The sequence below is a fragment of the Micrococcus sp. H39-S4 genome (assembly GCF_027158145.1).
Taxonomy (GTDB): Bacteria; Actinomycetota; Actinomycetes; order Actinomycetales; family Micrococcaceae; genus Micrococcus; species Micrococcus luteus.
The window spans coordinates 312303-334654 of record NZ_JAPVLT010000001.1 but is presented as its reverse complement, the minus strand read 5'-3'; the positions used below and the strand labels follow the sequence as shown (position 1 = coordinate 334654).

The window sequence follows — 22352 nt, the reverse complement described above, 5'->3', positions numbered from 1 at the left end:
GCGCCCCACGGCGTCGGCGGACCCGCCCCGCCGTCAGCGGTCCGCGGACCCGCCGAGCGGCTGCAGGCCGCGTCCGGCCGGGGGCAGGAGCAGTCGGTCAGGTGCACCGGTGAAGACGCCGGCGTGTGGGTCCTCCGCCACCCCCGGGGCGATCTCGGGGGCGCCCTGGTCGAGGGCGGTGCGGCGCACCGGGTCACGGGCGGGGTCCAGGACGTCCTTGACCACCGTGGTCATGAGCCACACGAGGGCGACGATGTGCGCCACGATCCCCGAGGCGTACCAGGCGGTGATCCACCAGGCGCCGCCGGCGAACGCCCCGTCCGAGGTGATGCGGGCCGACTCCATCCACACCCCGCCCCAGTGGTAGACCTCCACGGCCTGCCAGATCCAGAACGCGCGCCACCGCGGCGTCGCGAGGACCACGAGCGGGATCAGCCACATCACGAACTGCGGCGAGTACACCTTCCCCCACAGGATGAAGGACGCCACGATCAGGAAGCACAGCTGGGCCATGCGCGGACGGTGCCGCGCCGCGAGGGCGAGGTAGGCGATCCCCGCGCAGCACACCAGGAACAGGCCGTTCTGGAGCGTCGTGAACGTCTCCCCGGACCATCCTGTCCAGGCCAGCGCCAGCCAGGTCGAGGAGAAGGAGACCGCGCGGTCCCCCGAGAACGTGTAGAAGCGGGACCACTGGTCGAACGCCGTCAGCATGAACGGGAGGTTCACGGCGAGCCAGGCCGCCGCCCCGGCCACGGCCGCCTTCACGAACCCGGCCCAGCGGCCCGTGCGCAGCGCCAGCACGAAGATCGCGCCGAAGAAGAACAGTGGGTACAGCTTCGTGGCGGTGCCGAGTCCGATGAGCATGCCGGCGAGGGTCGGACGGCCCGCCGTCCACGCCCACAGGGCCAGGGCGGCCAGCATCACGGCCCACAGGTCCCAGTTGAGCATCGAGGTGAGGATGATCCCCGGGGCCAGGGCCACGAGGAGGGCGTCCCGGGAGCGACCGCGGGCGGTGTACGCGGTCGCGACGACCAGCACGATCCAGCACAGCACCACGCCGATCGCGTTCACGTCGAAGTAGGTCACGGTGCGCTCGTGCAGGTCGCCGGACGCGGGCACGAACCACATGGTCACACCCGCGACCACGGCCAGCAACGCCGGGTACTCCATCCACTGCTCGGGCGGCAGCGGCGTGTAGAAGGGGAAGTGGCCGTCGGAGAGGCCACGCGTGGGGAACAGCTGGGCGAAGTCCGAATAGCACATGTGCGCGTGCACGCCGGGGGCCGCCCAGCCGTTCACGCGGCACCACTGCTTGGTCAGCACGCCGACGGCGGCAGCCACCACGGTCAGGCCGACGAGCAGGCCGACCCAGCGGGCGCTCGGGCGGGTCGGGGCGGGACTGCGGGGGTGGGAGGTCACGGTCTCTCCTGGGGGATGCGGGTGGACGAGGAGGCGGAGTGCGAGGCGGTCGACGGCGGCCCGTCGGGCGGTGCGTCCGGCGGCACGCCCGCCTCCGGAGGCGTCGACGACGCCGCCTCGGCCCGCGGCTCGACCACCTCCAGGGGAGGACGCCGCCGCCCGGGGAACAGGGGCGCGGTGACGGGATCGCGGTGGATGATCCATCCGATCCCCGCGAGCATCAGGACGAGGGTGAACACGCGGACGGCCAGGACCGGCAGCCACTGTGCCACCGAGAGCTGGTCCACCACGCCGACGCCGGTGAGCAGCAGCACCGCGAGCGCGGTGACCCACCCGAGCCAGCGGGGATGGTCGGCGCCCCACGGCAGCGGGCGGAGGGCGCACGCCAGCAGCGGCAGGACCCAGAGCAGGTACCACGGCTGGATGATCGGGGCGGTGGCGACGGCCACCACGAGCACGGCCGCCGCGCTGAACACCGGGTCCAGGGGGCGGCGGCGCAGGGCCAGCCACGCCGTGAAGCCGAGGGCCGCCACCGTCATCACGGTGTAGAAGGCCGCGGCCACGTCGCGCGCCCCCAGGGGCGTCACGGCGTCGACGACCGCGCCGAGCAGCAGGCCGAGCAGGCCCACGGGAGCGTACGGGAACGCCGCGTCCCCGCTCGTGAGCATGGCCGGCACCCAGCCGAACCAGAGGCCGGAGCCGGCGCCGAGGATCGTGAGGACAGCCAGGGAGATCACCGCCGTCGTGAACCACGGGCCGAGCCGGTCCCGCCGGCGCAGGCGCGGATCGGCCGCGCGGAACCGGGCCCAGCCGGTGGGCAGGAGCAGGGCCACGAAGGGCAGCACCAAAGCTGTCAGGGGCTTGATCGCGACGGACAGGGCGATCAGCACGATCCCCCACAGCGCATGCACGCGGCGGCGGGGCGGGCGGACCATGAGCAGGATGCCCGCGAGCATCAGCCCCGACATCAGCGCGTCATTGTGCGCGCCGGCGATCATGTAGAGCAGGAACAACGGGTTCGCCACGGCCACCCACGTGGCCCACGGCCCGCACCGGCCCGCGACGGCGGCCAGCCGCGGCACCGCCCACAGGCACAGTGCCAGGCCCGCCAGGGCGAGGAGGCGGAACGCCGTGACGGACAGTTCGATGCTGCCGCCCGTGGCCCGCCACGTCGTCTCGGCGAACAGCAGGAACAGCGGCCCGTAGGGGGACGGGGACTCGGCCCAGATGGAGTCCGCCCCCTGCATGAACCAGCCGGGCAGGGCGGACACGCCCTGGGAGTACGGGTCGAGACCCGACGCGAGGAGCCGGCCCTGCTGGAGGTAGGAGAACACATCGCGGGAGAAGATCGGCAGCGCGAGCATCAGCGGGGCGGACCACCACCAGGCGGCGTGGGCCACCAGCCGGCCGTGCTCCTCCCAGCGGCCCCGCAGCGCGCGGCCCAGCTCGAGCCAGGATCGGACGAGGAGCAGCGAGCCGGCGGCCAGCAGCACGGTGCTGAGCAGCACGCCGGGAAGGTAGACCCGCAGCGGGTTGAGCAGGGTGGTGCCGGAGAACACCGAGTCGGGCGTCATCGGCAGCCACCCCACGCCCCAGGAGCCCACCGTGATGAGCACGGACGCCCACGTGCCCCGGCGGACGGCCGCCTCCGGCTCGGGCTGCGCCGCCACGCGGCTCGGACGGGGCCCTCGGGCGCCGGTCGTCGCGGGGGCGGCGGGCCTCACTCCCCCGGCTCCACGGGTCGAGGGGCGCCACGGAGCCGGGCCAGGCCGGCGCGCACGGCGGGGCGCACGTGCCAGTGGTCCTTCACGAACCGGCTGGTGCGGCGGTCCACGACGAGGATCCACAGCAGACACACGGCGGAGACGATCAGGGACACGGCCTTGACCTGGTCCGCGATGTCCAGGAACTGCCAGGTGAAGAGCTGGTCCGACGCGCCGAACGCCAGGAAGTAGCCGACCGTGAACACGACCCACTTGATCTGCCAGTTGTCCCGGATGCCGATCACGGCGAAGAACGGGAGCAGCCACAACAGGTACCAGGGCTGGATGATGGGCGAGAGGATCACCAGCGCGGTGAACGCCCAGGTCATGCGCGTCATCACGCGGTCCTGGCGGCCGAGGAACATCAGGGCCAGCACGATGAGCACCGAGAGCACGCGTCCGGCGGTCTTGTACACCCCCTCGACGGCCTGCACGTCCGCCCCCTGCCCGAGGAGCTCGCTCGCCCCCACCGTGATGAGGGACAGCATGCCGATCGGCCCCCACGGCACGGTGCCCGTGCCCGTGCCGACCATCACGGCCACCCAGCCGAAGCCGAAGCCGTTGAGCACGCCCACCAGGGCCATGAGGCCGAAGGAGATCCCGGCGGTGAGGGCCCAGAAGGCGAACCGGCGCGGCCATCGGGCCGTCGGGCCGGCCCACAGCAGGCCGATGAACGGGAGCAGCACGAGGGTGATGGGCTTGATGCCCAGGGACAGGGTGACCAGCACGACGCCGGCCACCCCCCACGCGACGGACTGCCCGGGTCGCTGGGGGCGGAGCGGATGTCCGGCGCGCAGCGCGCACCACGTGCCGGCCAGGGCGAGGCCGACCATGAGGGCGTCGTTGTGCCCGGACGCGACGAAGCTGATGGTGAAGAGCGGGTTGGCGGCGCTGATCCACTGCGCCCACGCACCGTTGACGCCCAGCCGGCGGGCGAGCAGCGGCACGAAGACCATGATCAGCGCGACGCCGGCCACCGCCACCAGGCGGAACAGGAAGATCGCCAGGTCCGGGTTCATGTCCCCCGAGATCGCGACGACGGCCTGCTCGATCCACAGGAAGATCGGACCGTACGGGGTCTCGGAGTCCGCCCAGGTCGCGTCCGCTCCGAGCTGGAACCAGTTGGACAGCGAGGAGATCGTGTCCACGTAGGGGTCCTGCCCCGCCACCATGAGACGGCCCTGCCCCACGTAGGCGAAGATGTCCCGGCTGAAGATCGGCAGTGCCACGACCTGGGGCAGGCACCACAGGACGGTGGCGAGGTTGACCGTGCGCAAAGCGCCGCGGCCGAAGGGGCGGATCGTCTGGCCCAGCCGCAGCCAGGCCCAGAACATCACCCAGCAGCCGAGGGTGAGGAGCACCGTGCCGGCCAGCACGCCGGTCTCCTGGGTGCGCCACGGGATCAGCCACTGCCAGCGGTTGATCGGGGAGGCCGAGGCCAGCCAGCCGACGGAGTACGAGCCCACCACCAGGAGGAGGGAGCCGAGGGTCCCCACCAGGATGGGCCACCAGTCCGCGCCGGCGACCTGGGGGTCCGCGCGGAGGCCGCCGACGCCGACGTACTCCGGCCGGTGGGCCGTGGACCCGGACGGACGCGGGGTCGACACGCTCATGCGACGGGTCCTTCCGTGCGGTCCTGCGTGGGCGCGCGAGGGCGCGGCTCGCTCGAATCTACCATCGTGACACGCGAGTAGCCTGGGGGCATGAGCGAGACGAGCACCCCCGCGCCGGAGAGCGCCCCCCTGGTCTGGATCGACTGCGAGATGACCGGCCTGCACCCCCAGGTCGACGAGCTCGTCGAGGTGGCGGTGCTCATCACGGACGCCGAGCTGAACATCCTGGACGAGGGCATCGACCTGGTGATCCGTCCCTCCGCGGCCGCCCTCGAGCAGATGGACCCGTTCGTCCGGGACATGCACACCACCTCGGGCCTCCTGCCGGAGCTCGCGGAGGGCCTCGAGCTCGACGACGCCGCCGCGCGCGTCCTCGAGTACATCGCCGCCCGCGTGCCCGCCGGCAAGGGCCTGCTGGCCGGCAACACGGTGGGCCAGGACAAGCTGTTCCTCGCCCGCTACATGCCCGCCGTCGTCGACCACCTGCACTACCGGATCGTGGACGTGTCCACCGTGAAGGAGCTGGCCCGGCGCTGGTACCCGCGCGCCTACTACCAGGCCCCCGCCAAGACCGGCGGCCACCGCGCCCTCGGGGACATCAAGGACTCCATCACCGAGCTGCGTTACTACCGGGCCGCCGTCATGGCCCCCGCCCCCGGCCCCACCACGGAGGAGGCCCGCGCCATCGCGGAGGTGGTGTCCGGGGCGCAGGCCTGAGCCGTCACCCCCGGCCTCGCCGCCCCGATTCGGCGCTGCGCGGGATCTCGTGTACTGTGGACCCCGCTGCGCCGCGCGGATCCGTCCGTGTGAGGCAGGCATGGTGGGCGTAGCTCAGTCGGCAGAGCGTCTGGTTGTGGTCCAGAAGGTCGCGGGTTCAATCCCCGTCGCTCACCCCACCCGAAGCCCCCGGAATCCTTACTGGTTCCGGGGGCTTCTTCGTGTGCTCCCCGAGCGGGCCGCGCTCCCCCTGCGCCCGCAGCTGCGGGATCGTGGTGCCAGCCGAGTCCCGCGTGGCCGCGGCGAGCGAGTCGGCCGCCGGACCGGTGAGGCCGGCGTCGTCCAGGGCCGCGGGCAGCGTGGCGGCGAGGGCGATGGACAGGGTGGCCCCGGCGAACGCGGTGCCCAGCGCTGAGCCGATCTGCCGGACCGTGCTCTGCGTCGCGGCGCCCTGACCCGAGATCTGCACGGGGATGTCCTGGAGCACCATGTCCGTCAGCTGCGCCGAGGCCAGGCCGAGCCCGAGGCCGTACACGACGAGGGGCACGGCGACGAGCCAACCCGAGGTGTCCGGGCCCAGGAGCAGGGCGAGCGCCACGACCCCGGCCACCTCCAGGCCCAGCCCGATCAGCACGGTGCCCGGGGCGCCGAACCGGGCCGCCAGGTGACGGGCCGCGGCGTCCGAGAGGAACGCGCCTGCGGCCATCGCGGCCAGGACCAGGCCCGCCCCCATCACGTCCAGGCCGAGCGGCGCACCTTCTCGCGGTGTCGCTCCAACCCTTCGAACAGCGCGAGGGCGAGCGCCGCGACCGCGAGCGCGACGGGGACGACGCCGCCGGGCATCAACCGCTCGACGGATCCCCGGTCCGCTGCCGGGCGTAGAGTCGGCCGGTGAGGGCGTCGACCCGACGCCGCACCCCCGCCGACGAGGAGGCCAGCCCATGTCCGTCGTGAAGATCAACGCCATCAGCGTCCCCGAGGGCGCCGGCCCGGAACTCGAGAAGCGGTTCGCCGCCCGCAAGCACGCGGTGGACCAGGAGCCGGGCTTCGAGGGCTTCCAGCTGCTCCGGCCCACCGCGGGCGAGGACCGCTACTTCGTGGTCACGACGTGGGCGTCGGAGGAGGACTTCCAGCGCTGGCGGGACGGGCGCATGCCCGCCGCTCACGCCGCCGAGCAGGGCGGCCGCCCGGCGCCGGTCGCCACGGGCGCCGACCTGCTCGAGTTCGAGGTCGTGGACCTGGGCTGACCCGGGCGCCGCAGCAGGCGCATCGCGTTCACGATGACCAGCAGCACGGACGCCTCGTGCACGAGCATGCCGACGGCCATCGTGACGCCGCCGGCGAAGACGCCGGCCAGCAGGGCCACGACGGTCACGAGGGAGATCGCGATGTTCTGCCGCATCACCCGCACCGTGCGCCGGGCCAGATCGAGCGCCTGCGGCAGCGGCTCGAGCCGGTCGCCCATCAGGGCGATGTCCGCGGTCTCGATGGCCACGCCGGAGCCGGCCGCGCCCATGGCCACGCCGATGTCCGCCGTCGCCAGGGCCGGGGCGTCGTTGACGCCGTCACCGACCATCGCGACGACGCGGCCCTCGGCCTGCAGGGCCTCGATCGCCTCGAGCTTGTCCTGGGGCAGCAGGCCCGCCCGCACGTCGTCGACGCCCACCTGCCGGGCCACGGCCTGCGCGACGCCGGGCTGGTCGCCGGTCAGCATCACGACCTCGCGGACGCCGATCCCGTGCAGCGCCCGGATCATGCCCGCGGCCTCGGGCCGGAGGGTGTCTGCGATGGCGAGGACGCCGAGCGGGATGCCGTCGACGACGACCGCCGCCGGGGTCCGGCCCGCCTCCGCGAGCTCGGCCGCGACGGTCTCGACCCGGTCGGTCGCGGCCGGATCCACGCCGCGCTCGCGCAGCAGCGCCACGTTGCCCACGGCGACGACGCGGCCGTCCACCTCTCCGGTGAGCCCGCGGCCGAGGACGACGTCCACATCCGTGGCCAGCGGGCCGTCCAGCAGGCCGCGGTCCCGGCCCGCCGCGACGACCGGCGCGGCCAGCGGGTGGTCCGAGGCCGCCTCGAGCCGTGCGGCCCAGCGCAGCACCTCGTCCTCGGCCCCGGGCTCGAACGCGACGACGTCTGTCAGCTCGGGGGTGCCCGACGTGAGGGTGCCGGTCTTGTCGACGGCGACGGCGTCGACCTTAGCGGAGCGCTCAAGGAACTCCCCTCCCTTGATGAGCACGCCGTCCTTGGCGCCGCGGCCGATCCCTGCCACGATCGCGACCGGGATGGAGATCACGAGGGCGCCCGGGCAGCCGATGACCAGCAGGGTCAGGGCCAGGGGGACGTCCCGCGTGATCAGGCCGGTAGCGAAGGCCAGCACCATGATCGCCGGGGTGTACCAGCGGGAGAAGCGGTCCATGAACTGCTGGGTCCGCGCACGGGCCTCCTGCGCCGCCTCGACGCGGTGGATGATGCGCGCCAGCGTGGTGTCGGCGCCGACGCCCCGGGCCTGCACCTGCAGCAGGCCGGCCGTGGCGACGGTGCCCGCGTACATGGCGTCACCGTCGGTCTTCTCCGCCGGGATGGACTCGCCCGTGATGGATGCCTCGTCCACGGCGCCGACCCCGGTGAGCACCACGCCGTCCACCGGCACCCGAGCGCCGACCTTGACGAGGACGGTCGCGCCGGGGGCCACCTCGTGGGCAGGCACGGTGCGCTGGGTCCCGTCTGCGTCCACGACGACGGCGGTCTCGGGCGCCGTGGAGACGAGGTCCGCGAGCGCCGAGCGAGTCTGAGACAGGGTCGCGTCCTCGAGGGCGTGGCCGAGGGCGAAGAGGAAGGTCACGGCGGCGGCCTCCCAGAAATTGCCGAGCAGTGACGCGCCGATCGCGGCGGTGGCGACGAGCAGGTCGATGCCGACGGTCTTCACCCGCAGGGCGGCGATCGCGTCGCGCGCGATCGGCAGGCCGGCCACGACGGCGGCGGCGAGCATCAGGCCCGCCGCCACGAGGTGTCCGGTCCCGTGGGCCAGCTGCTCGGGCGCCAGCACGAGCGAGACGGCGATCAGCAGGCCGGCCACCACGGGGCGCCGCCAGCGGCGGGACAACGCGAACCGGGCACGAGGGCGGCCCGGACGTGTGACGGCGGGGGTGGACATGGCGGACTCCGTTCGTCGGGGGCGGGGCGGTGTCAGAAGGCCGACGGCCGGGCGGTGTAGCCGACCTTGGCGACGGCCTCGACGAGGTCCTGGGCAGTGGTGGTCTGCGGGTCGTGGTCGACCTCGATGCGCTGGGTCTCGAAGTGGACCTGCGCGCCGGTCACGCCGGGCAGGGCGTCGAGGGCCTTCTCGATCTTCCGGACGCACGAGGGGCAGCTGAAGCCCTCGGCGCGGAGCAGGGTGTGCGTGGTGGCGGTCATGGTCACTCCTGTGGGTCGTCACCGGCGCGGCCGCCGATGAGGCTGAGCGGACGGGCGGGTGCCCGGTCCGATCCCCGGCCTCCGGGGATGTCACTGACGCTACGAAGGGGACGGCGGGCCCGCCTTGACCGCGGTCAAGCCGCCGTGTGGGAGGCTGATGGCGTGCGTATGGACCTGCCCCTCGCCCCCATGGACGAACCAGAGCCGTGCGCGGCCCGGGTCCCGCTGTTCACCGGGCTGGATCTGGAGCAGCTGCGCCGGGTCTCCGCCCTGGCGCGGCCGCTCGTGCTCGAGGCCGGCGATGCCCTGCACCTGGCCGGTGACCGCACGGACCGCCTGTGCGTCGTGCACAGCGGCCGCCTGGCGCTGACGCTCGGCTCAGCGACCGGCCGGGAACGCGTGGTGCGGATGGTCGAGCCCGGGGACTCCGTGGGCGAGCACGAGTTCCTCACGGGCGAGCCGGCCCGGCACGGGGCGCGCGCCGTGGCCGCGACCCGCCTGTGCACCTTCTCCCAAGCCGAGGTCGCCCGACTCCTGGCCCAGCATCCGGGCATCGGGGGACGCGTGATGCGTACGCTGGCCGTCCGCCTGGCCGAGGCGGAACAACGGCTGGCCCGGGAGCATCAGCCTGTCACCGCACGGATCGCCGGACATCTGCTCGGCCTGCCGGCCCTCCGGGACGAGGCCGACCTCGTCGTGGTGCTGGCCGCGCCGAAGAAGGACGTCGCCTCGCTGCTGGGCACCACCCCCGAGGCGTTCAGCCGCGGGCTGCGCCGCCTCGCCGACGACGGCCTGATCGCCATGGCGGGCCCGCGGGTGGCGCTGCTGGACCCGGATGCGCTGGAGGCCCTCGCCGCGGAATGACGGCCGTCGTCGTGGTGTCCCCGGCGGTAGGCTGGGGACTCCCCCGTCCCCCCACCCACGCAGGCCCGCAGCCCGGGCCGGGAAGCGCAGTGCCATGGCCTCCATCCGTCCCATCACCGTCTACGGCGAGCCCGTGCTGCACCGGCGCGCGGCCGAGGTGGAGGTGATCGACGACGAGATCCGCGAGCTGATCGAGGACATGTACGTCACGCAGGACGCCGCGCACGGCGTGGGCCTGGCCGCCCCGCAGGTCGGGGTCGGGCTGCGGATCTTCACGTGGACGTTCCCGGACTCCGGCGACGCGCCGAACGTGGGCCACGTGATCAACCCGGTGCTGACGCACCTGGACAAGGCGCCGCGGGAGGAGCCTCACCCGGACGAGCACACCGAGGGCTGCCTCTCGGTGCCCGGGCTCGGCTTCCCCCTGCAGCGCCCGACCCGCGTGCGCCTGTCCGGCCAGCGCGTGGACGGCGAGATGTTCGAGTTCGAGGCCGAGGGCTGGTTCGCGCGCATCATGCAGCACGAGTACGACCACCTCAACGGCACCCTCTACGTGAACCGGCTCGAGGGCAAATGGCAGCGGCGCTGGAAGCGCGCGCAGCGGGCCGAGCGTCTGAACGTGCCCGGTGTGACGTGGCTGCCCGGCACGGACGAGGACCCCTTCGGCCACGACGCCGACGACCACGCGGACCACGAGCACGGCCCCGACGGCGACCACGGGCCCAAGGAGGACTGAGCCTCGGCTCGACGTCCGACCCGTGCGGATACGACGACGGCCCGTCCCCTCCGCGGGGACGGGCCGTCGTCGTCGGCGGGTCAGGCCTGCGGGAAGGCGGGGACCTGCTGGCCCGCCATCTTCTCCACCACGCGGATCACCTGGTGCGAGTAGCCGTACTCGTTGTCGTACCAGACGTAGAGGATGGCGTTCTTGCCGTCGTTGTTCACGAGGGTCGCCAGGCCGTCCACGACGCCGGCGCGGTCCGAGCCGACGAAGTCGGTGGACACGACCTCCGGGGAGTCCACGTAGCCGACCTGGCCGCGCAGGGGGCCGGTGAGGGACTCCTGCTTCAGGCGGGCGTTGAGCTCCTCCACCGAGGTGGGCTTGGTCAGCTCCAGGTTCAGGATGGCCATGGACACGTCCGGGGTGGGGACGCGGATGGCGTTGCCGGAGAGCTTGCCCTTGAGCTCGGGCAGGGCCTTGGCCACGGCCTTGGCGGCGCCGGTCTCGGTGAGCACCATGTTCATGCCGGCGGCACGGCCACGACGGGCGCCCTTGTGGAAGTTGTCCACGAGGTTCTGGTCGTTGGTGTAGGCGTGTACGGTCTCCACGTGGCCGTGGTCGATGCCGTAGTCGTCCTGGATGACCTTGAGCACCGGGGTGATGCCGTTGGTGGTGCAGGAGGCCGCCGAGACGATCGTGTCCTCGGGCGTGATGTCGTCCGAGTTCACGCCGAACACGATGTTCTTCATCTCGCCCTTGCCCGGGGCGGTCAGGAGGACCTTCGCGGCGCCCTTGGCCTGCAGGTGCTGGGACAGGCCCTCGTCGTCGCGCCAGCGTCCGGTGTTGTCGATGACCAGCGCGTCCTTGATGCCGTAGGAGGCGTAGTCCACCGTGGTCGGATCGTTCGAGTAGATGACCTGGATCTCGGTGCCGTTGGCGGTGATCACGTCGCGGTCCTCGTCCACCACGATCGTCCCGTCGAACGGGCCGTGGATCGAGTCGCGGCGCAGCAGGGAGGCGCGCTTGATCAGGTCGTCCTCCGAGTTCTTGCGCACGACGACGGCACGCAGGCGCAGCTTGGAGCCACCGCCGGCATGGTCGAGGAGGATGCGGGCCAGCAGGCGGCCGATGCGACCGAAGCCGTAGAGCACGACGTCCTGGGTCTCGCCCAGGCCCTCACCGGCCTTGCCCTTGACCTCGGCGAGCTCGGCGTCCAGGAAGGCCTGGACGTCCTGGCCCGAGGCCTTCTGCTTGGCGGCCAGCTCGGCCAGGTCGACGGTGGCGGCGCCCAGGTCCATCGCAGCCATGGCCTCGACCAGGGGGTAGGTGGACTCGACGCTCAGCGGGGCCTCCTGCACGCGGCGGGCGTAGCGGTGGGCCTTGATGATGTCGATCACGCCGCGGTTCACGAGGGAGCGCCCGTAGATCGAGGTGACCACGTTGTGCTCGCGGTACAGGGTGCCCAGCAGGGGGACCATCTTCTCCGCGAGCTTCTGCTGCGTGTTCCACTCGGGGGTCTGGGTCGAGGCGGTGTCTGCCACGGGAGTCCTTCCTTGAAACCTGGCGGGGCCGTCCTGGGCAGGCCCCATCCCCCGACCTCGTTGTCGGCGGACTCCGCCATTCTAGGCGAGGACACGTCCGGAGCGGCCCTGCGGTCGCGACGGGGCGTACACTGGTCGGTCGGGACGGATCGGCGGACGGCCGCGTGCCCCTGCGGGGGGTGCGAGGAAAGTCCGGGCACCGCAGAGCAGGATGGTGGACAACATCCACCCGGGGCGACCCGCGGGCCAGTGCCACAGAGAGAAGACCGCCTCCGCGCCGTGTGCGCGGCGGTAAGGGTGAAAGGGTGGTGTAAGAGACCACCAGCGGCCCCGGTGACGGGGCCGGCTCGGTAAACCCCATCCGGTGCAAGGCCGAACAGGACGCGTCACGAGGGCTGCTCGCCCCAGCGTCCGGGTTGGCCGCTCGAGCCCGTCAGCGATGGCGGGCCCAGATGGATGGCCGTCACCTCGCGCGGGGCAACGCGCGCGAGGCACAGAACCCGGCTTACAGCCGGTCCGTCCCACCTCACGGCCCCCGGCTGGGGTCAGAACCCCTCGTCGTCGAGGATCCGTTCGAACTCGAGCTCCACCACGTGCTCGCGCTCCCGCTTGTCCAGCAGGCGGTACCCGTACGACTCGCCGATCGAGACGACCTTCGCCAGGCTCGGGCGTCGCCGGTCCCGCGGCCATTCCAGCGTCACGCGATCCTGCCCCGTGAAGGTGTGCTCCCGCAGGCGCTGCTCCAGAGCGGAGGCGTGCGTGCGCTCCCGCCCGCTGGAGCGGATCCCGAGCCACACGGCGGCCGCGATCACGAGCAGGACGAACGGGTACACCACGCCGAACACGTTCATGGCGGTCATCGGGCGACTCCTGGGATGCGGGGCGGCTGTGCGGACCCCACCACTGTGCCAGGTCCGGACGACGACGTCGGCCCGGCCCGTCCGCGCGTCGGTCCGGGGGCGCCTGGCTAGGCTGGCCCGGTGCTGATCCTGCTGCCGCCCTCCGAGGGCAAGACCGCGCCCCGCTCCGGGGCCCCGCTCGACCTCGATGCCCTCGCGTTGGCCGATGACGCCGCGGTGACGGGCGCCCGCGCGGACCTGCTCACGCGGCTCACCGCGGTCTCGGCCGCCCCGGATGCCCTGGCGGCTCTCGGCGTCGGGGCGTCGCTCACCGGCGAGGTCGAGGCGAACACGCGCCTGGCCGTCGCCCCCGCCGCGCCCGGTCACCGGGTGTTCACGGGCGTGCTCTTCGATGCGCTCGACCACGCCTCCCTGTCCGCGGCGGCGAAGCGCCGCGCCCGCGCGTCCGTGCTGGTCTTCTCCGCGCTGTTCGGCGCCACCGCGCTGGCGGACCGGATCCCCGCCTTCCGGCTGCCCGTCGGCGCGAAGCTGCCGGGGCTGCCCGGGCTGGCCGCGCACTGGCGCCCCGTCCTGACCCCCGCCCTCGACGCGCTCGCCGCACGGGACGGCGGGCCCGTCGTCGACTGCCGCTCCGGCGGCTACGCGGCCCAGTGGCGGGCACCGGCGGAGCGGACCCTCGCGGTCGACGTGTTCCAGCTGCGCGACGGCGAGCGGACCGTCGTCTCGCACTTCGCCAAGCACACCCGCGGCCTCGTGGCCCGCGCGCTGCTGGAGGCGGGGGCGCGGGAGACCTCGACGCTGGAGCGCGTCGCGGACGTGGTCGCGCGGGCCGGGGACGGCCACGGCTGGGAGGTCGAGCTGGCCCGGCCGTCCGGCGGCAAGCCCGGCGCGCTGCGGGTGATCCTGCCCGAGGGGTGACCCCGGGCGAGGCGCGGTCTGCCCAGACGCGGCCTCAGTCCTCGACGGCCACCAGCTCCACCTCGAAGCCGTCCGCGGTCTCGAGGTAGGCGGCGTAGTGGTCCGCTCCCCCGGCGTGCGGGTGGCGGTCCTCGAAGAGCAGGCGGAACCCCCGGTCGCGCGCGGCGGCGGTGAGCTCGTCCACGCGGGCGCGCGATCCGGCCCGGAAGGCAAGGTGGTTCAGGCCCGGGCGGGTGCGCTCGTGGGCGCCCGCGGCGACGTCGGGCCCGGCCTCGAGCACGAGGTACTCCCCCGCGCCCTGGTAGGTCCGGCCCTCGGCCCACCCCTCCCCGGGCACGTAGCCGAGCTCGCCGAACAGCCAGCCGAGGCTCGCCTCGGCCGCCGCCAGATCCGCGACCCAGATCTCCACGTGGTGCAGCCGTCCCGTGGGCGCGGGCGCCGGGGTCGCATCATCCGGCGAAGCGACGACGTCGGACCCGTCCGCCTCCACGGCCCGGACGTCCGCGTCCGCGTCGAGGCCGGACCCGGCCACCGCCGATGCGGGGGTCGTGGACGCCTCCGCGGCGGTCGACCCCGCGGCCGCGGGGGCCGCGACCGGCACCTCGGACGCGCCCGCGTCCCATTGGCCGCCCCGCGCGCCGGCGTCCATGGCCTCGTTGGAGAGGCGGTCGGCGTCCTTGTTCCGGTTGCGCGGGATCCATTCGTAGGTGACGCGCTCGGGGGGCAGCACGGACCGGGCCTCGGCCGCGAGGCGCCGCATGTCCTCGTGCTTGATCTTCCACCGCCCGGACATCTGCTCCACCACGAGCTTGGAGTCCATCAGCACGTGCACCCGCGCCTCGGGGTCGAGGTCCCGGGCCATCCGCAGCCCGGCCACGAGCCCGGAGTACTCGGCCACGTTGTTCGACGCCTTCCCCAGCGGGGCGGCGTCGGTCCGGAGGATCTCGCCCGTGGCCGGGTCGCGCACCAGGGCACCATAGCCGGCGACGCCGGGGTTGCCCCGCGACCCGCCGTCGGCCTCCACCTGCAGGACTCGTCCGCTCACCGTGCGCCTCCTCGTGTCCGTGGTCGCGCCGTCCGACGCGGCCCCCCACTCTACTGATCGCGCCGGGGGCGGGGCCCGGGGTCAGTCCCGGATGAGGATGGCGCCGGACTCGGGGCAGCGGGCGACGGCGGCCGGCGGGAGGGCCCGGATGCGCGCGACCTCCGCGGGCGACAGCTCCGTGCCCGCGGCCGCGGACCGGTTCCCGACGAGCCGGGCCGCGCCGATGCCGCCGTTGCGCTCCCGCGCCTGCTCGTACAGGGCCAGCAACGACGCGGGAAACTCCGCGGCCAACGCCGCCCGGCGCTGGATGAGGTCCCGGCCACGCTGGGTCACGGCCTGCCCCTCGCGGCGCACCTCCGCCGCGCGGGCCTCGACCTCGGCCCGTGCCTGCTCCAGAGCGGCGTGGCCCTTCGCGAGCCGGGACTCGGCGGCGTCGGCGGTCTCCATGGCCTCGAGCGCCGCGGCCTCGTGGTCATCGAGCAGTGCGGTGAGCGTGTCGTCCTCGTGCTGCATGGCCTGCAGCTCCTTGGACCCGCCCTGGCCCGCTTCGAGCCGCTCCCGGGTCCGGTCCCGACGGGCGCGGGTGGCGGCGGCCTTCTCGGTGGCCTCGGCTCCCGCCCGGTCGGCGGTGCGGGCGGCATCCTCGAGGCCGGGCAACGCCTCCTCGAGTTCCAGCGCGCGGGCGCGCAGCCGGGCGTGCTCCGGGTCCGCCTTGAGCCGACGGACGGCGGCGCGGGCCTGGTCCAGGGCCGTGTCGAGCTCCTGCAGCTCCAGCAGCCGGGCCTGGACGGCCGGCGGTGCGGTGACCTCACTCATGCGTGACTCCCCTCGTCGGCCCGCTCTCCCCCGACCAGGAAGTCCCAGGGGTCGCTGCGGTGATCTGAGAACAGGGTGGTGACGCCCAGTCCCCGCTCCGCCAGGGCGGCCTCCAGGGCGCGGGCGCCGTGCTCGAGCCATAGGGACTCGCTCGCCCAGTGCGAGACGTCCACGAGCGCGGGACGTCCCTCCCCCGGCGCGGCCGTCTCCCGGGCCTCCGAGGCCGGGTGGTGGCGCAGATCGGCGGTCACGTAGACGTCCGCGCCGGACGCGCGGACCGCGTCGAAGAGGCTGTCTCCGGCACCGCCGCACACGGCGACGCGGCGGATGCGCTGGGCGGGGTCGCCCGCCACGCGCACGCCACCGGCCGTGGCGGGCAGCGCCGCGTGCACGGCCCGGGCGAAGGCGGCCAGGTCGGTCTCCTCAGGCAGGTCGCCCACCCGGCCGATGCCTTCGGCCCCGGTGCCGGCGGCGGAGGTCGTCAGGGGCGAGAGCGCTCCGATGACGCCGACGGCACGGGCCAGCACGTCCGAGACGCCGCCCACGACGGCGTCGGCGTTGGTGTGCGCGGCCAGCAGGGCGACGCGGTGCTCGATCAGGGTGTGCAGCAGGCGGCCCTTCGCGGCGGCGGCATGCCCGACGGCGGCCACGGACGAGGTCCCGCGCAGCAGGAGCGGGTGGTGGGTGACCACGAGGTCGGCCCCGCGGGCGACGGCCTCGTCGGCCACGGCCTGCACCGGGTCCAGCGCCCACAGGACGGTCCGCACCGGGGCCTCCGGGCGCCCGGCCACCGGCCCGACGGCGTCCCACGGCTCCGCCAGCTCCCGCGGCCACAGCCCCTGGACGACCTCGAGGACCTGCCCGAGCGTCGGCGGGGCCAGGGCGTGCTCCGGCGAGGCGGGGACGGTGGGACGGGACACGGTCATACCGGCCATGATGGCCCACCCGGCCCGGGCACGCACGACCCGGCTGCCCTGGGTGAGGGCACGGCGCGGCGACGTCGGGAATGAAAAGCGCGGGCCGCGTTGCTGTGCCTGCCATGACCGACTCCCCCCGTACCGAGCCCCTCGGCGCCTCCGACGCGCCCGCCGACGTCCGCGAGCTGACGCTCGCCGGCGGCTGCTTCTGGTGCCTCGACGCCGTCTACCGTCGCGTGCGGGGCGTGCTCGCCGTCGAGTCCGGCTACACCGGAGGCGACGACCCCGCCCCGAGCTACGAGTCCGTGTGCACCGGGACCACCGGCCACGCCGAAGCGGTCCGCGTGCGCTTCGACGCCGCCGTCGTGCCGCCCGAGGTGATCATGGACCTGTTCTTCACCAGCCACGACCCCACGTCGTTGAACCGCCAGGGGGCCGACGTCGGCACCCAGTACCGATCGGCCGTCTTCGCCCATGACGAGGCCGAGACCCGGTTCTTCGCGGACGAGATCGCCCGGGCGCAGGCGAACTATGACAGCCCCATCGTCACACGCGTCGAGCCGGCGTCCGCGTGGCACCCGGCCGAGGACATTCACCAGGACTTCTATGCGCGGCGCCGTTCCAACGGATACTGCCGTGTGGTCATCGATCCGAAGCTCGCGAAGGTGCGCCGGAACTACTCCGCGTGGCTCGTGGACGCCTGAGCGGCGCCGCGGCTCGATAGCCTGACGCAGGAACACCCACTAGATCGCCCGCGCCCCGAGGCGCACCACCACCGGAGGTATCACCATGGCCCGCATCCTCGACGACATCACCCAGGCGGTCGGCAACACGCCCCTGGTCCGGCTGAACCGCCTCGCGAAGGACCTGCCCGGCGACGTCGCCGTGAAGGTCGAGTTCTACAACCCGGCCAACTCGGTGAAGGACCGCATCGGCACCGCCATCGTCGACGCCGCGGAGGCGGCCGGCGAGCTGACCCCCGGCGGCACCATCGTGGAGGGCACCTCCGGCAACACCGGCATCGCCCTGGCCATGGTCGGCGCGGCGCGCGGCTACCGCGTGATCCTGACCATGCCCGAGACCATGTCCACCGAGCGCCGCGTGATGCTCAAGGCGTTCGGCGCCGAGATCGTGCTGACCCCCGGTGCAGACGGCATGCGCGGCGCCCTCGAGCGCGCCCAGGAGATCGTCCGCAGCACCCCGAACTCCATCTGGGCCCAGCAGTTCGCGAACCAGGCCAACATCCAGGCCCACTACACGGGCACCGGCCCGGAGATCTGGGACGCGTCCGAGGGCGCCGTGGATGTGTTCATCGCCGGCGTCGGCACCGGCGGCACCATCACGGGCGCGGGCCGGTACCTGCGCGAGCAGAAGCCGGACGTGAAGCTCATCGCCGTCGAGCCGGCCGACTCCCCCATCCTCTCCGGCGGCCAGGCCGGCCCGCACAAGATCCAGGGCATCGGCGCGAACTTCGTGCCGGAGATCCTGGACACCGACCTCTACGACGAGGTCTACCCGGCCACCTTCGAGGAGTCCATCGAGACCGCCCGTCGGCTCGGGACCGAGGAGGGCATCCTCGGCGGCATCTCCACCGGCGCGATCATCTCGGCCGCCCTCAAGGAGGCCGCCAAGCCCGAGTCCGAGGGCAAGCTGATCGTCGCCATCGTGTGTGACTTCGGCGAGCGCTACATCTCCACCGCCCTCTTCGAGGACATCCGCGGCTGACCGCCGCCCGCTCACCGACCGCACCGACCCGAAGGGGCCGCCCGTGGGACTGTTCTCCCGCATCAAGGAAGACATCGCGACCGTCCGCAGCCATGACCCGGCGGCGCGCGGTGACCTCGAGGTGGCCCTCGTCTACTCGGGTCTGCACGCCGTGTGGGCGCACCGCGTCGCGCACCGGATGTGGCGGCACGACCGGTTGAAGATGCCCGCCCGCGTGCTCTCGCAGGTCACGCGCGCGGCCACGGGCATCGAGATCCACCCCGGCGCCTCGATCGGTCGCCGGTTCTTCATCGACCACGGCATGGGCGTCGTGATCGGCGAGACCGCGGAGATCGGCGACGACGTGATGCTGTACCACGGGGTCACCCTCGGCGGCCGCTCCCTGGCCAAGGTGAAGCGGCACCCCACGTTACGCGACGGCGTCGTCGTGGGGGCCGGTGCCAAGATCCTCGGGCCCGTCGAGATCGGGGAGGGGACGGCGGTGGGCGCCAACGCCGTCGTCGTGAAGGACACCCCCGCCGACGCGATCGCCACCGGCGTGCCGGCCACCGTGCGCCCGCGCAAGGGCCCGGCCGAGGGCAAGCCGCTCGTGGACCCCGCGGAGTACGTGGACCCGGCCCTCTGGATCTGAGGGCCGGGCCCCCGCCGGGTCAGTCCTGCGTGGGGTCGCCCTCGGTCGGCTGCGGCATGACGACGGGCACGCCCTCGCCGTCCACCTCGGTGCGGTCGCCGGACCACAGCGTGTGGAAGGAGCCTTCGCGATCGACGCGCAGGTAGGTGTGGGCGCCGAAGAAATCGCGCTGGCCCTGCACGAGGGCGGCCGGCAGGCGGTCGGCCCGCAGGCCGTCGTAGTACGCCAGGGCCGAGGAGAACACCGGCACCGGCACGCCCGCGGCGACGGCGGTGCCGACCACGCGGCGCCAGGCCGGCAGGGCCTCGGCGATCGCCTGGGCGAACTCGGGGGCGAAGAGCAGGTTGAGCGGCTGGCCGGGGGCGCGGGTGCCCGGCGCCGGGTGGCGGGAGGTGTCGCGGCCGCCGAAGGCCTGCATGATCACGTCGAGCAGGTCGGCGCGGATGATGCAGCCGTCCCGCCACAGCGAGGCGATGGTGCCCAGGTCCAGCGACCAGCCGTACTCCTCGGCGGCGGCGGCGAGCATGTCCATGCCCTGCGCGTAGGCCACGAGCTTGGAGGCGAACAGCGCCTGGCGCACGTCCTCCACGAACGTGTCCGTGTCCTGCGGGGCGCGCTGCGCCTCCTCGTCGACGCCGGCCGCGAGGGTCTCACGGGCGACCTGGCGCACCGCGCGCTGAGAGGACAGCGAGCGGGCGAAGACGGACTCGGCGATCGCGGCCACCGGGGAGCCGACGTCGAGACCCGAGATCGCGGTCCAGCGGCCGGTGCCCTTCTGCCCGGCCTCGTCCACGATCACGTCCACGAGCGGGCGGCCCGTGGCCGCGTCCACCTGGGCGAGCACCTCGGCCGTGATCTCGATGAGGTAGGAGGCCAGGTCGGTCTGGTTCCACGCCGTGAACACCTCGGCCTGCTCGGCGGGCTCGAGGCCGCCCACGCGGCGCAGCAGGTCGTAGGCTTCGCCGATGACCTGCATGTCCGCGTACTCGATGCCGTTGTGGACCATCTTCACGTAGTGGCCGGCGCCGTCCGTGCCGACCCAGGCGCAGCACGGCTCCCCCTCGAACTGCGCGGAGATCTTCTCGAGCATCGGGCCGAGGGCCTCGTAGGACTTCTCCGGACCGCCGGGCATGATCGCCGGACCGTGCAGGGCACCCTCCTCGCCGCCGGAGACACCGACGCCCACGAAGTGCAGGCCCTTCTCGGCGAGGGCCGCCTCGCGGCGGCGGGTGTCCTCGAAATGGGAGTTGCCGGCGTCGATGACGATGTCGCCCTCGTCCAGCAGGGGGACGAGTTGGTCGATGACGGCGTCCACGGGGGCGCCCGCCTTGACCATGATGAGCACCCGGCGCGGCACGGCGAGGGACTGCACGAGCTCGGCGAGCGTCTCCGTCGCCACGAACGCGCCCTCGTCACCGTGCTCGGCCACGAGCTGGTCCGTGCGGGCCCGGCTGCGGTTGTGCAGGGCCACCGTGTAGCCGTGGCGGGCGAAGTTGCGCGCGAGGTTCGCGCCCATCACCGCCAGGCCCGTGACGCCGATGTCGGCGGCGCCGACGGGGACGGTGGTGGTCTGCTCGGTCATCGCGGGGGCCTCCTGTGGCTCGGACGGTGGGACGGGCCGTGCCGGACACGGACCCGCCCCCAGCCTACGTCGACCGCGGTCAGTCCCCCACGGCGTCGCGGCCGCGGCGCACGATCAGCGGGTCCGGGGTGCCGACGACCTCGTGGTCCTTGCCCTCGTACTCGAACTGGGACAGGAAGTAGCGCATCGCGTTGAGGCGGGCCCGCTTCTTGTCGTTGGAGCGGATGGAGATCCACGGGGCGTGGTCCGTGTCCGTGTGGAGGAACATGGCCTCCTTGGCCTCCGTGTACGCCTCCCAGCGGTCCAGGGACTCGAGGTCCATGGGCGAGAGCTTCCACTGGCGGACCGGGTCGATCTGGCGGATCGCGAAGCGCGTGCGCTGCTCGGTCTGTGTCACGGAGAACCAGAACTTGGTGAGGTGGATGCCGTCGTCCACGAGCATCTTCTCGAACAGCGGCACCTGGTTCATGAAGCGGCGGTACTGCTCGTCCGTGGCGAAGCCCATCACGCGCTCGACGCCGGCGCGGTTGTACCACGAGCGGTCGAACAGCACGATCTCGCCCGCCGTGGGGAAGTGCTGGATGTAGCGCTGGAAGTACCACTGGCCGAGCTCGCGGTCCGAGGGCTTGTTGAGGGCCACGACGCGGGCGGTGCGGGGGTTCATGTGCTCGGTGAAGCGCTTGATGGTGCCGCCCTTGCCGGCGGCGTCGCGGCCCTCGAAGACGATGATGTGGCGCTGGCCGGTGTCCTCGCCCCAGTACTGCAGCTTGAGCAGTTCGATCTGCAGGCGGTACTTCTCCAGCTCGTACTCCTCGCGCGTCATGCGCGTCTCGTACGGGTAGTCCTCTTTCCACGTCTCCACGGCACGGCCCTGCGGATCGATCAGGTCGGGATCGTTGGTGTGGCCGTCCGAGACGGTGTAGCCGCCGTCGCGCAGCTTGTCGATGAACTCGCGCAGGTTCTCGCGGGGGGCGTCGGGCTGCAGCAGCTCCATGGACCGTCTCCTTCACTGGGTGCGTCACCGTGCCCGCCCGTCCCCTCCTCGGTAGGACGACAGCGGGCCGCGGCCTGTGCTCTTCACACCATTATGGGTGGGCGGCGGACGAGGAAGCCGGGCCCGGCAGCGCAGCCGGGTGAACAGCAGGTGAACCCTGGGAGGCGAACGGTCACGACCCCGGGCCGACGAACGCCGGCCGGCTCAGCCGCGCGGGCCGACGCCCAGGAGCTCGTCGATCGCCGCGACGGCGGCACGCGCCGCGTCGACGTCGGCGAACTGGGCGACGGCGTCGTCGTACCGGCGGTGCCCGGGAAGCTTGAGGCCGACGGAGGCGCCGTCCGTGGCGGGGAGGATCCAGATCCGGCCGCGCGGCTCGACGTCGCGCTGCTCGGCCACGTCGGCCTCCTCGAACTCGCGGTCGTAGCCGGCCCACTCGACACCGGGCCGCGGGGTGTCGGCACCGTCGAGGACGTCACGGCCGCCCATGCGCAGACAGGTGACGGACTGCAGGAGCGCGTCCAGGGTGCGGGCGGCGGCCTTGCCGGCCAGCTCGTCCTGGAAGAGGGCGAGGATGGACCATTGCCCGTCCTGGAGGAAGAGCATGGTCTGCTGCGCCTCGCCCCCGGTGATGACGGCGAGGTGACGGGCGGCGCCGTCGGGACGTGCGGGCAGCTTCCAGAAGCCGAGGGGGGTCGCGGACATGCGCTCCACCCTAGTGCGCCCCGGACGCCGACGACGCGCCGCCGCCCGGCCCCTGCCCCGCATCCCGGGTTGAGTTGTCGCCCGCAGGCGGGCCCCGCACCCCC

At 73.4% G+C, this 22352-nt stretch carries 22 protein-coding genes, 1 tRNA gene and 1 other RNA gene; 10 read left to right on the top strand and 14 right to left on the bottom strand.

Annotation, left to right across the window (positions count from 1 at the left end; genetic code table 11):
• Positions 1–33: 33 nt before the first annotated feature.
• From O3T09_RS01595 to mptB (O3T09_RS01585), 3 genes are read right to left on the bottom strand one after another with little or no spacing between them, the layout of a single operon-like run.
• Entirely contained in the window at positions 34–1419 is a 1386-nt protein-coding gene (locus O3T09_RS01595; RefSeq protein ID WP_101965509.1) for a glycosyltransferase family 87 protein, read from the bottom strand.
• Positions 1416–3089, bottom strand: a complete 1674-nt coding sequence (mptB, locus tag O3T09_RS01590; RefSeq protein WP_256748704.1) for a polyprenol phosphomannose-dependent alpha 1,6 mannosyltransferase MptB — start codon at positions 3087–3089, stop codon at positions 1416–1418. The genes O3T09_RS01595 and mptB (O3T09_RS01590) overlap by 4 nt, the downstream gene beginning before the upstream one ends.
• A gap of 50 nt (positions 3090–3139) precedes the next feature.
• The gene (mptB, locus tag O3T09_RS01585; RefSeq protein ID WP_036316838.1) at positions 3140–4795 is read right to left on the bottom strand and encodes a polyprenol phosphomannose-dependent alpha 1,6 mannosyltransferase MptB; all 1656 of its coding nucleotides are present in this window, start codon (positions 4793–4795) and stop codon (positions 3140–3142) included.
• 90 nt (positions 4796–4885) lie between these two features.
• Here mptB (O3T09_RS01585) and orn point away from each other — a divergent pair, with 90 nt between their 5' ends.
• Together orn and O3T09_RS01575 are read left to right on the top strand one after the other, a co-directional pair.
• Entirely contained in the window at positions 4886–5512 is a 627-nt protein-coding gene (gene orn, locus O3T09_RS01580; RefSeq protein WP_002857127.1) for an oligoribonuclease, read from the top strand.
• A gap of 103 nt (positions 5513–5615) precedes the next feature.
• A tRNA-His gene (locus O3T09_RS01575) sits at positions 5616–5691 on the top strand.
• On the opposite strand, the gene O3T09_RS01570 is transcribed toward O3T09_RS01575, so the two are convergent.
• Positions 5670–6245 carry a hypothetical protein gene (locus O3T09_RS01570; RefSeq protein WP_377663064.1) on the bottom strand — a complete coding sequence of 192 codons (576 nt, stop codon included), beginning with the start codon at positions 6243–6245 and terminating at the stop codon, positions 5670–5672. The genes O3T09_RS01575 and O3T09_RS01570 overlap by 22 nt on opposite strands.
• 208 nt (positions 6246–6453) lie before the next feature.
• Here O3T09_RS01570 and O3T09_RS01565 point away from each other — a divergent pair, with 208 nt between their 5' ends.
• Entirely contained in the window at positions 6454–6759 is a 306-nt protein-coding gene (locus O3T09_RS01565; RefSeq protein WP_010078879.1) for an antibiotic biosynthesis monooxygenase family protein, read from the top strand.
• On the opposite strand, the gene O3T09_RS01560 is transcribed toward O3T09_RS01565, so the two are convergent.
• Both O3T09_RS01560 and O3T09_RS01555 read right to left on the bottom strand, forming a co-directional pair.
• A complete protein-coding gene (locus O3T09_RS01560; RefSeq protein ID WP_377663063.1) occupies positions 6675–8669 on the bottom strand; it encodes a heavy metal translocating P-type ATPase in 1995 nt (664 codons plus the stop codon). The two genes, O3T09_RS01565 and O3T09_RS01560, sit on opposite strands and share 85 nt — an antisense overlap.
• A 32-nt stretch (positions 8670–8701) precedes the next feature.
• Entirely contained in the window at positions 8702–8929 is a 228-nt protein-coding gene (locus O3T09_RS01555) for a heavy-metal-associated domain-containing protein (RefSeq protein ID WP_010078881.1), read from the bottom strand.
• A gap of 168 nt (positions 8930–9097) precedes the next feature.
• On the opposite strand from O3T09_RS01555, the gene O3T09_RS01550 reads away from it, so the two are divergent.
• Positions 9098–9793 (top strand): Crp/Fnr family transcriptional regulator, encoded by a 696-nt coding sequence (locus O3T09_RS01550; protein ID WP_269295306.1) that lies wholly within the window; start codon positions 9098–9100, stop codon positions 9791–9793.
• Positions 9794–9887: 94 nt separating this feature from the next.
• Positions 9888–10529 (top strand): peptide deformylase, encoded by a 642-nt coding sequence (def, locus tag O3T09_RS01545; protein ID WP_269295299.1) that lies wholly within the window; start codon positions 9888–9890, stop codon positions 10527–10529.
• 80 nt (positions 10530–10609) lie between these two features.
• On the opposite strand, the gene O3T09_RS01540 is transcribed toward def, so the two are convergent.
• Positions 10610–12055: a glyceraldehyde-3-phosphate dehydrogenase gene (locus tag O3T09_RS01540; RefSeq protein ID WP_098093020.1), complete on the bottom strand. Its 1446-nt coding sequence runs from the start codon at positions 12053–12055 to the stop codon at positions 10610–10612.
• A 144-nt stretch (positions 12056–12199) separates the two neighbouring features.
• Between O3T09_RS01540 and rnpB the strand changes: the two genes are divergently transcribed.
• Positions 12200–12579: RNase P RNA component class A (gene rnpB, locus O3T09_RS01535), an RNA gene on the top strand.
• Between the two features lie 21 nt (positions 12580–12600).
• On the opposite strand, the gene O3T09_RS01530 is transcribed toward rnpB, so the two are convergent.
• A complete protein-coding gene (locus O3T09_RS01530) occupies positions 12601–12915 on the bottom strand; it encodes a hypothetical protein (protein ID WP_012750836.1) in 315 nt (104 codons plus the stop codon).
• Positions 12916–13035: 120 nt separating this feature from the next.
• On the opposite strand from O3T09_RS01530, the gene O3T09_RS01525 reads away from it, so the two are divergent.
• The gene (locus tag O3T09_RS01525) at positions 13036–13833 is read left to right on the top strand and encodes a YaaA family protein (protein ID WP_159228117.1); all 798 of its coding nucleotides are present in this window, start codon (positions 13036–13038) and stop codon (positions 13831–13833) included.
• A 34-nt stretch (positions 13834–13867) separates the two neighbouring features.
• On the opposite strand, the gene O3T09_RS01520 is transcribed toward O3T09_RS01525, so the two are convergent.
• From O3T09_RS01520 to O3T09_RS01510, 3 genes are all read right to left on the bottom strand, one after another.
• Entirely contained in the window at positions 13868–14878 is a 1011-nt protein-coding gene (locus O3T09_RS01520; RefSeq protein ID WP_159228118.1) for a reverse transcriptase-like protein, read from the bottom strand.
• Between the two features lie 81 nt (positions 14879–14959).
• Positions 14960–15694, bottom strand: a complete 735-nt coding sequence (locus O3T09_RS01515) for a zinc ribbon domain-containing protein (RefSeq protein ID WP_122054245.1) — start codon at positions 15692–15694, stop codon at positions 14960–14962.
• Complete coding sequence (locus O3T09_RS01510) at positions 15691–16620, bottom strand: Nif3-like dinuclear metal center hexameric protein (protein ID WP_060974037.1); 930 nt, start codon at positions 16618–16620, stop codon at positions 15691–15693. Before O3T09_RS01510 ends, O3T09_RS01515 begins: the two co-directional genes overlap by 4 nt.
• 113 nt (positions 16621–16733) lie before the next feature.
• Between O3T09_RS01510 and msrA the strand changes: the two genes are divergently transcribed.
• The 3 genes from msrA to epsC all read left to right on the top strand — a co-directional run bounded on the left by msrA (position 16734) and on the right by epsC (position 18967).
• Positions 16734–17315, top strand: a complete 582-nt coding sequence (gene msrA, locus O3T09_RS01505) for a peptide-methionine (S)-S-oxide reductase MsrA (RefSeq protein WP_069941180.1) — start codon at positions 16734–16736, stop codon at positions 17313–17315.
• A gap of 85 nt (positions 17316–17400) precedes the next feature.
• Entirely contained in the window at positions 17401–18336 is a 936-nt protein-coding gene (cysK, locus tag O3T09_RS01500; RefSeq protein ID WP_002856838.1) for a cysteine synthase A, read from the top strand.
• Between the two features lie 43 nt (positions 18337–18379).
• Complete coding sequence (gene epsC / locus O3T09_RS01495; protein WP_020624780.1) at positions 18380–18967, top strand: serine O-acetyltransferase EpsC; 588 nt, start codon at positions 18380–18382, stop codon at positions 18965–18967.
• Between the two features lie 19 nt (positions 18968–18986).
• Here the strand turns inward: epsC and gndA are convergent, their stop codons facing one another.
• The 3 genes from gndA to O3T09_RS01480 all read right to left on the bottom strand — a co-directional run bounded on the left by gndA (position 18987) and on the right by O3T09_RS01480 (position 22248).
• Positions 18987–20549, bottom strand: coding sequence for an NADP-dependent phosphogluconate dehydrogenase (gene gndA / locus O3T09_RS01490; protein ID WP_060974035.1), 1563 nt, complete (start codon positions 20547–20549; stop codon positions 18987–18989).
• Between the two features lie 79 nt (positions 20550–20628).
• Positions 20629–21543, bottom strand: a complete 915-nt coding sequence (ppk2, locus tag O3T09_RS01485; RefSeq protein WP_036340172.1) for a polyphosphate kinase 2 — start codon at positions 21541–21543, stop codon at positions 20629–20631.
• A gap of 204 nt (positions 21544–21747) precedes the next feature.
• On the bottom strand, positions 21748–22248 hold the full coding sequence (locus O3T09_RS01480) for a hypothetical protein (protein WP_041103632.1): 501 nt from the start codon (positions 22246–22248) through the stop codon (positions 21748–21750).
• Positions 22249–22352: the final 104 nt, after the last annotated feature.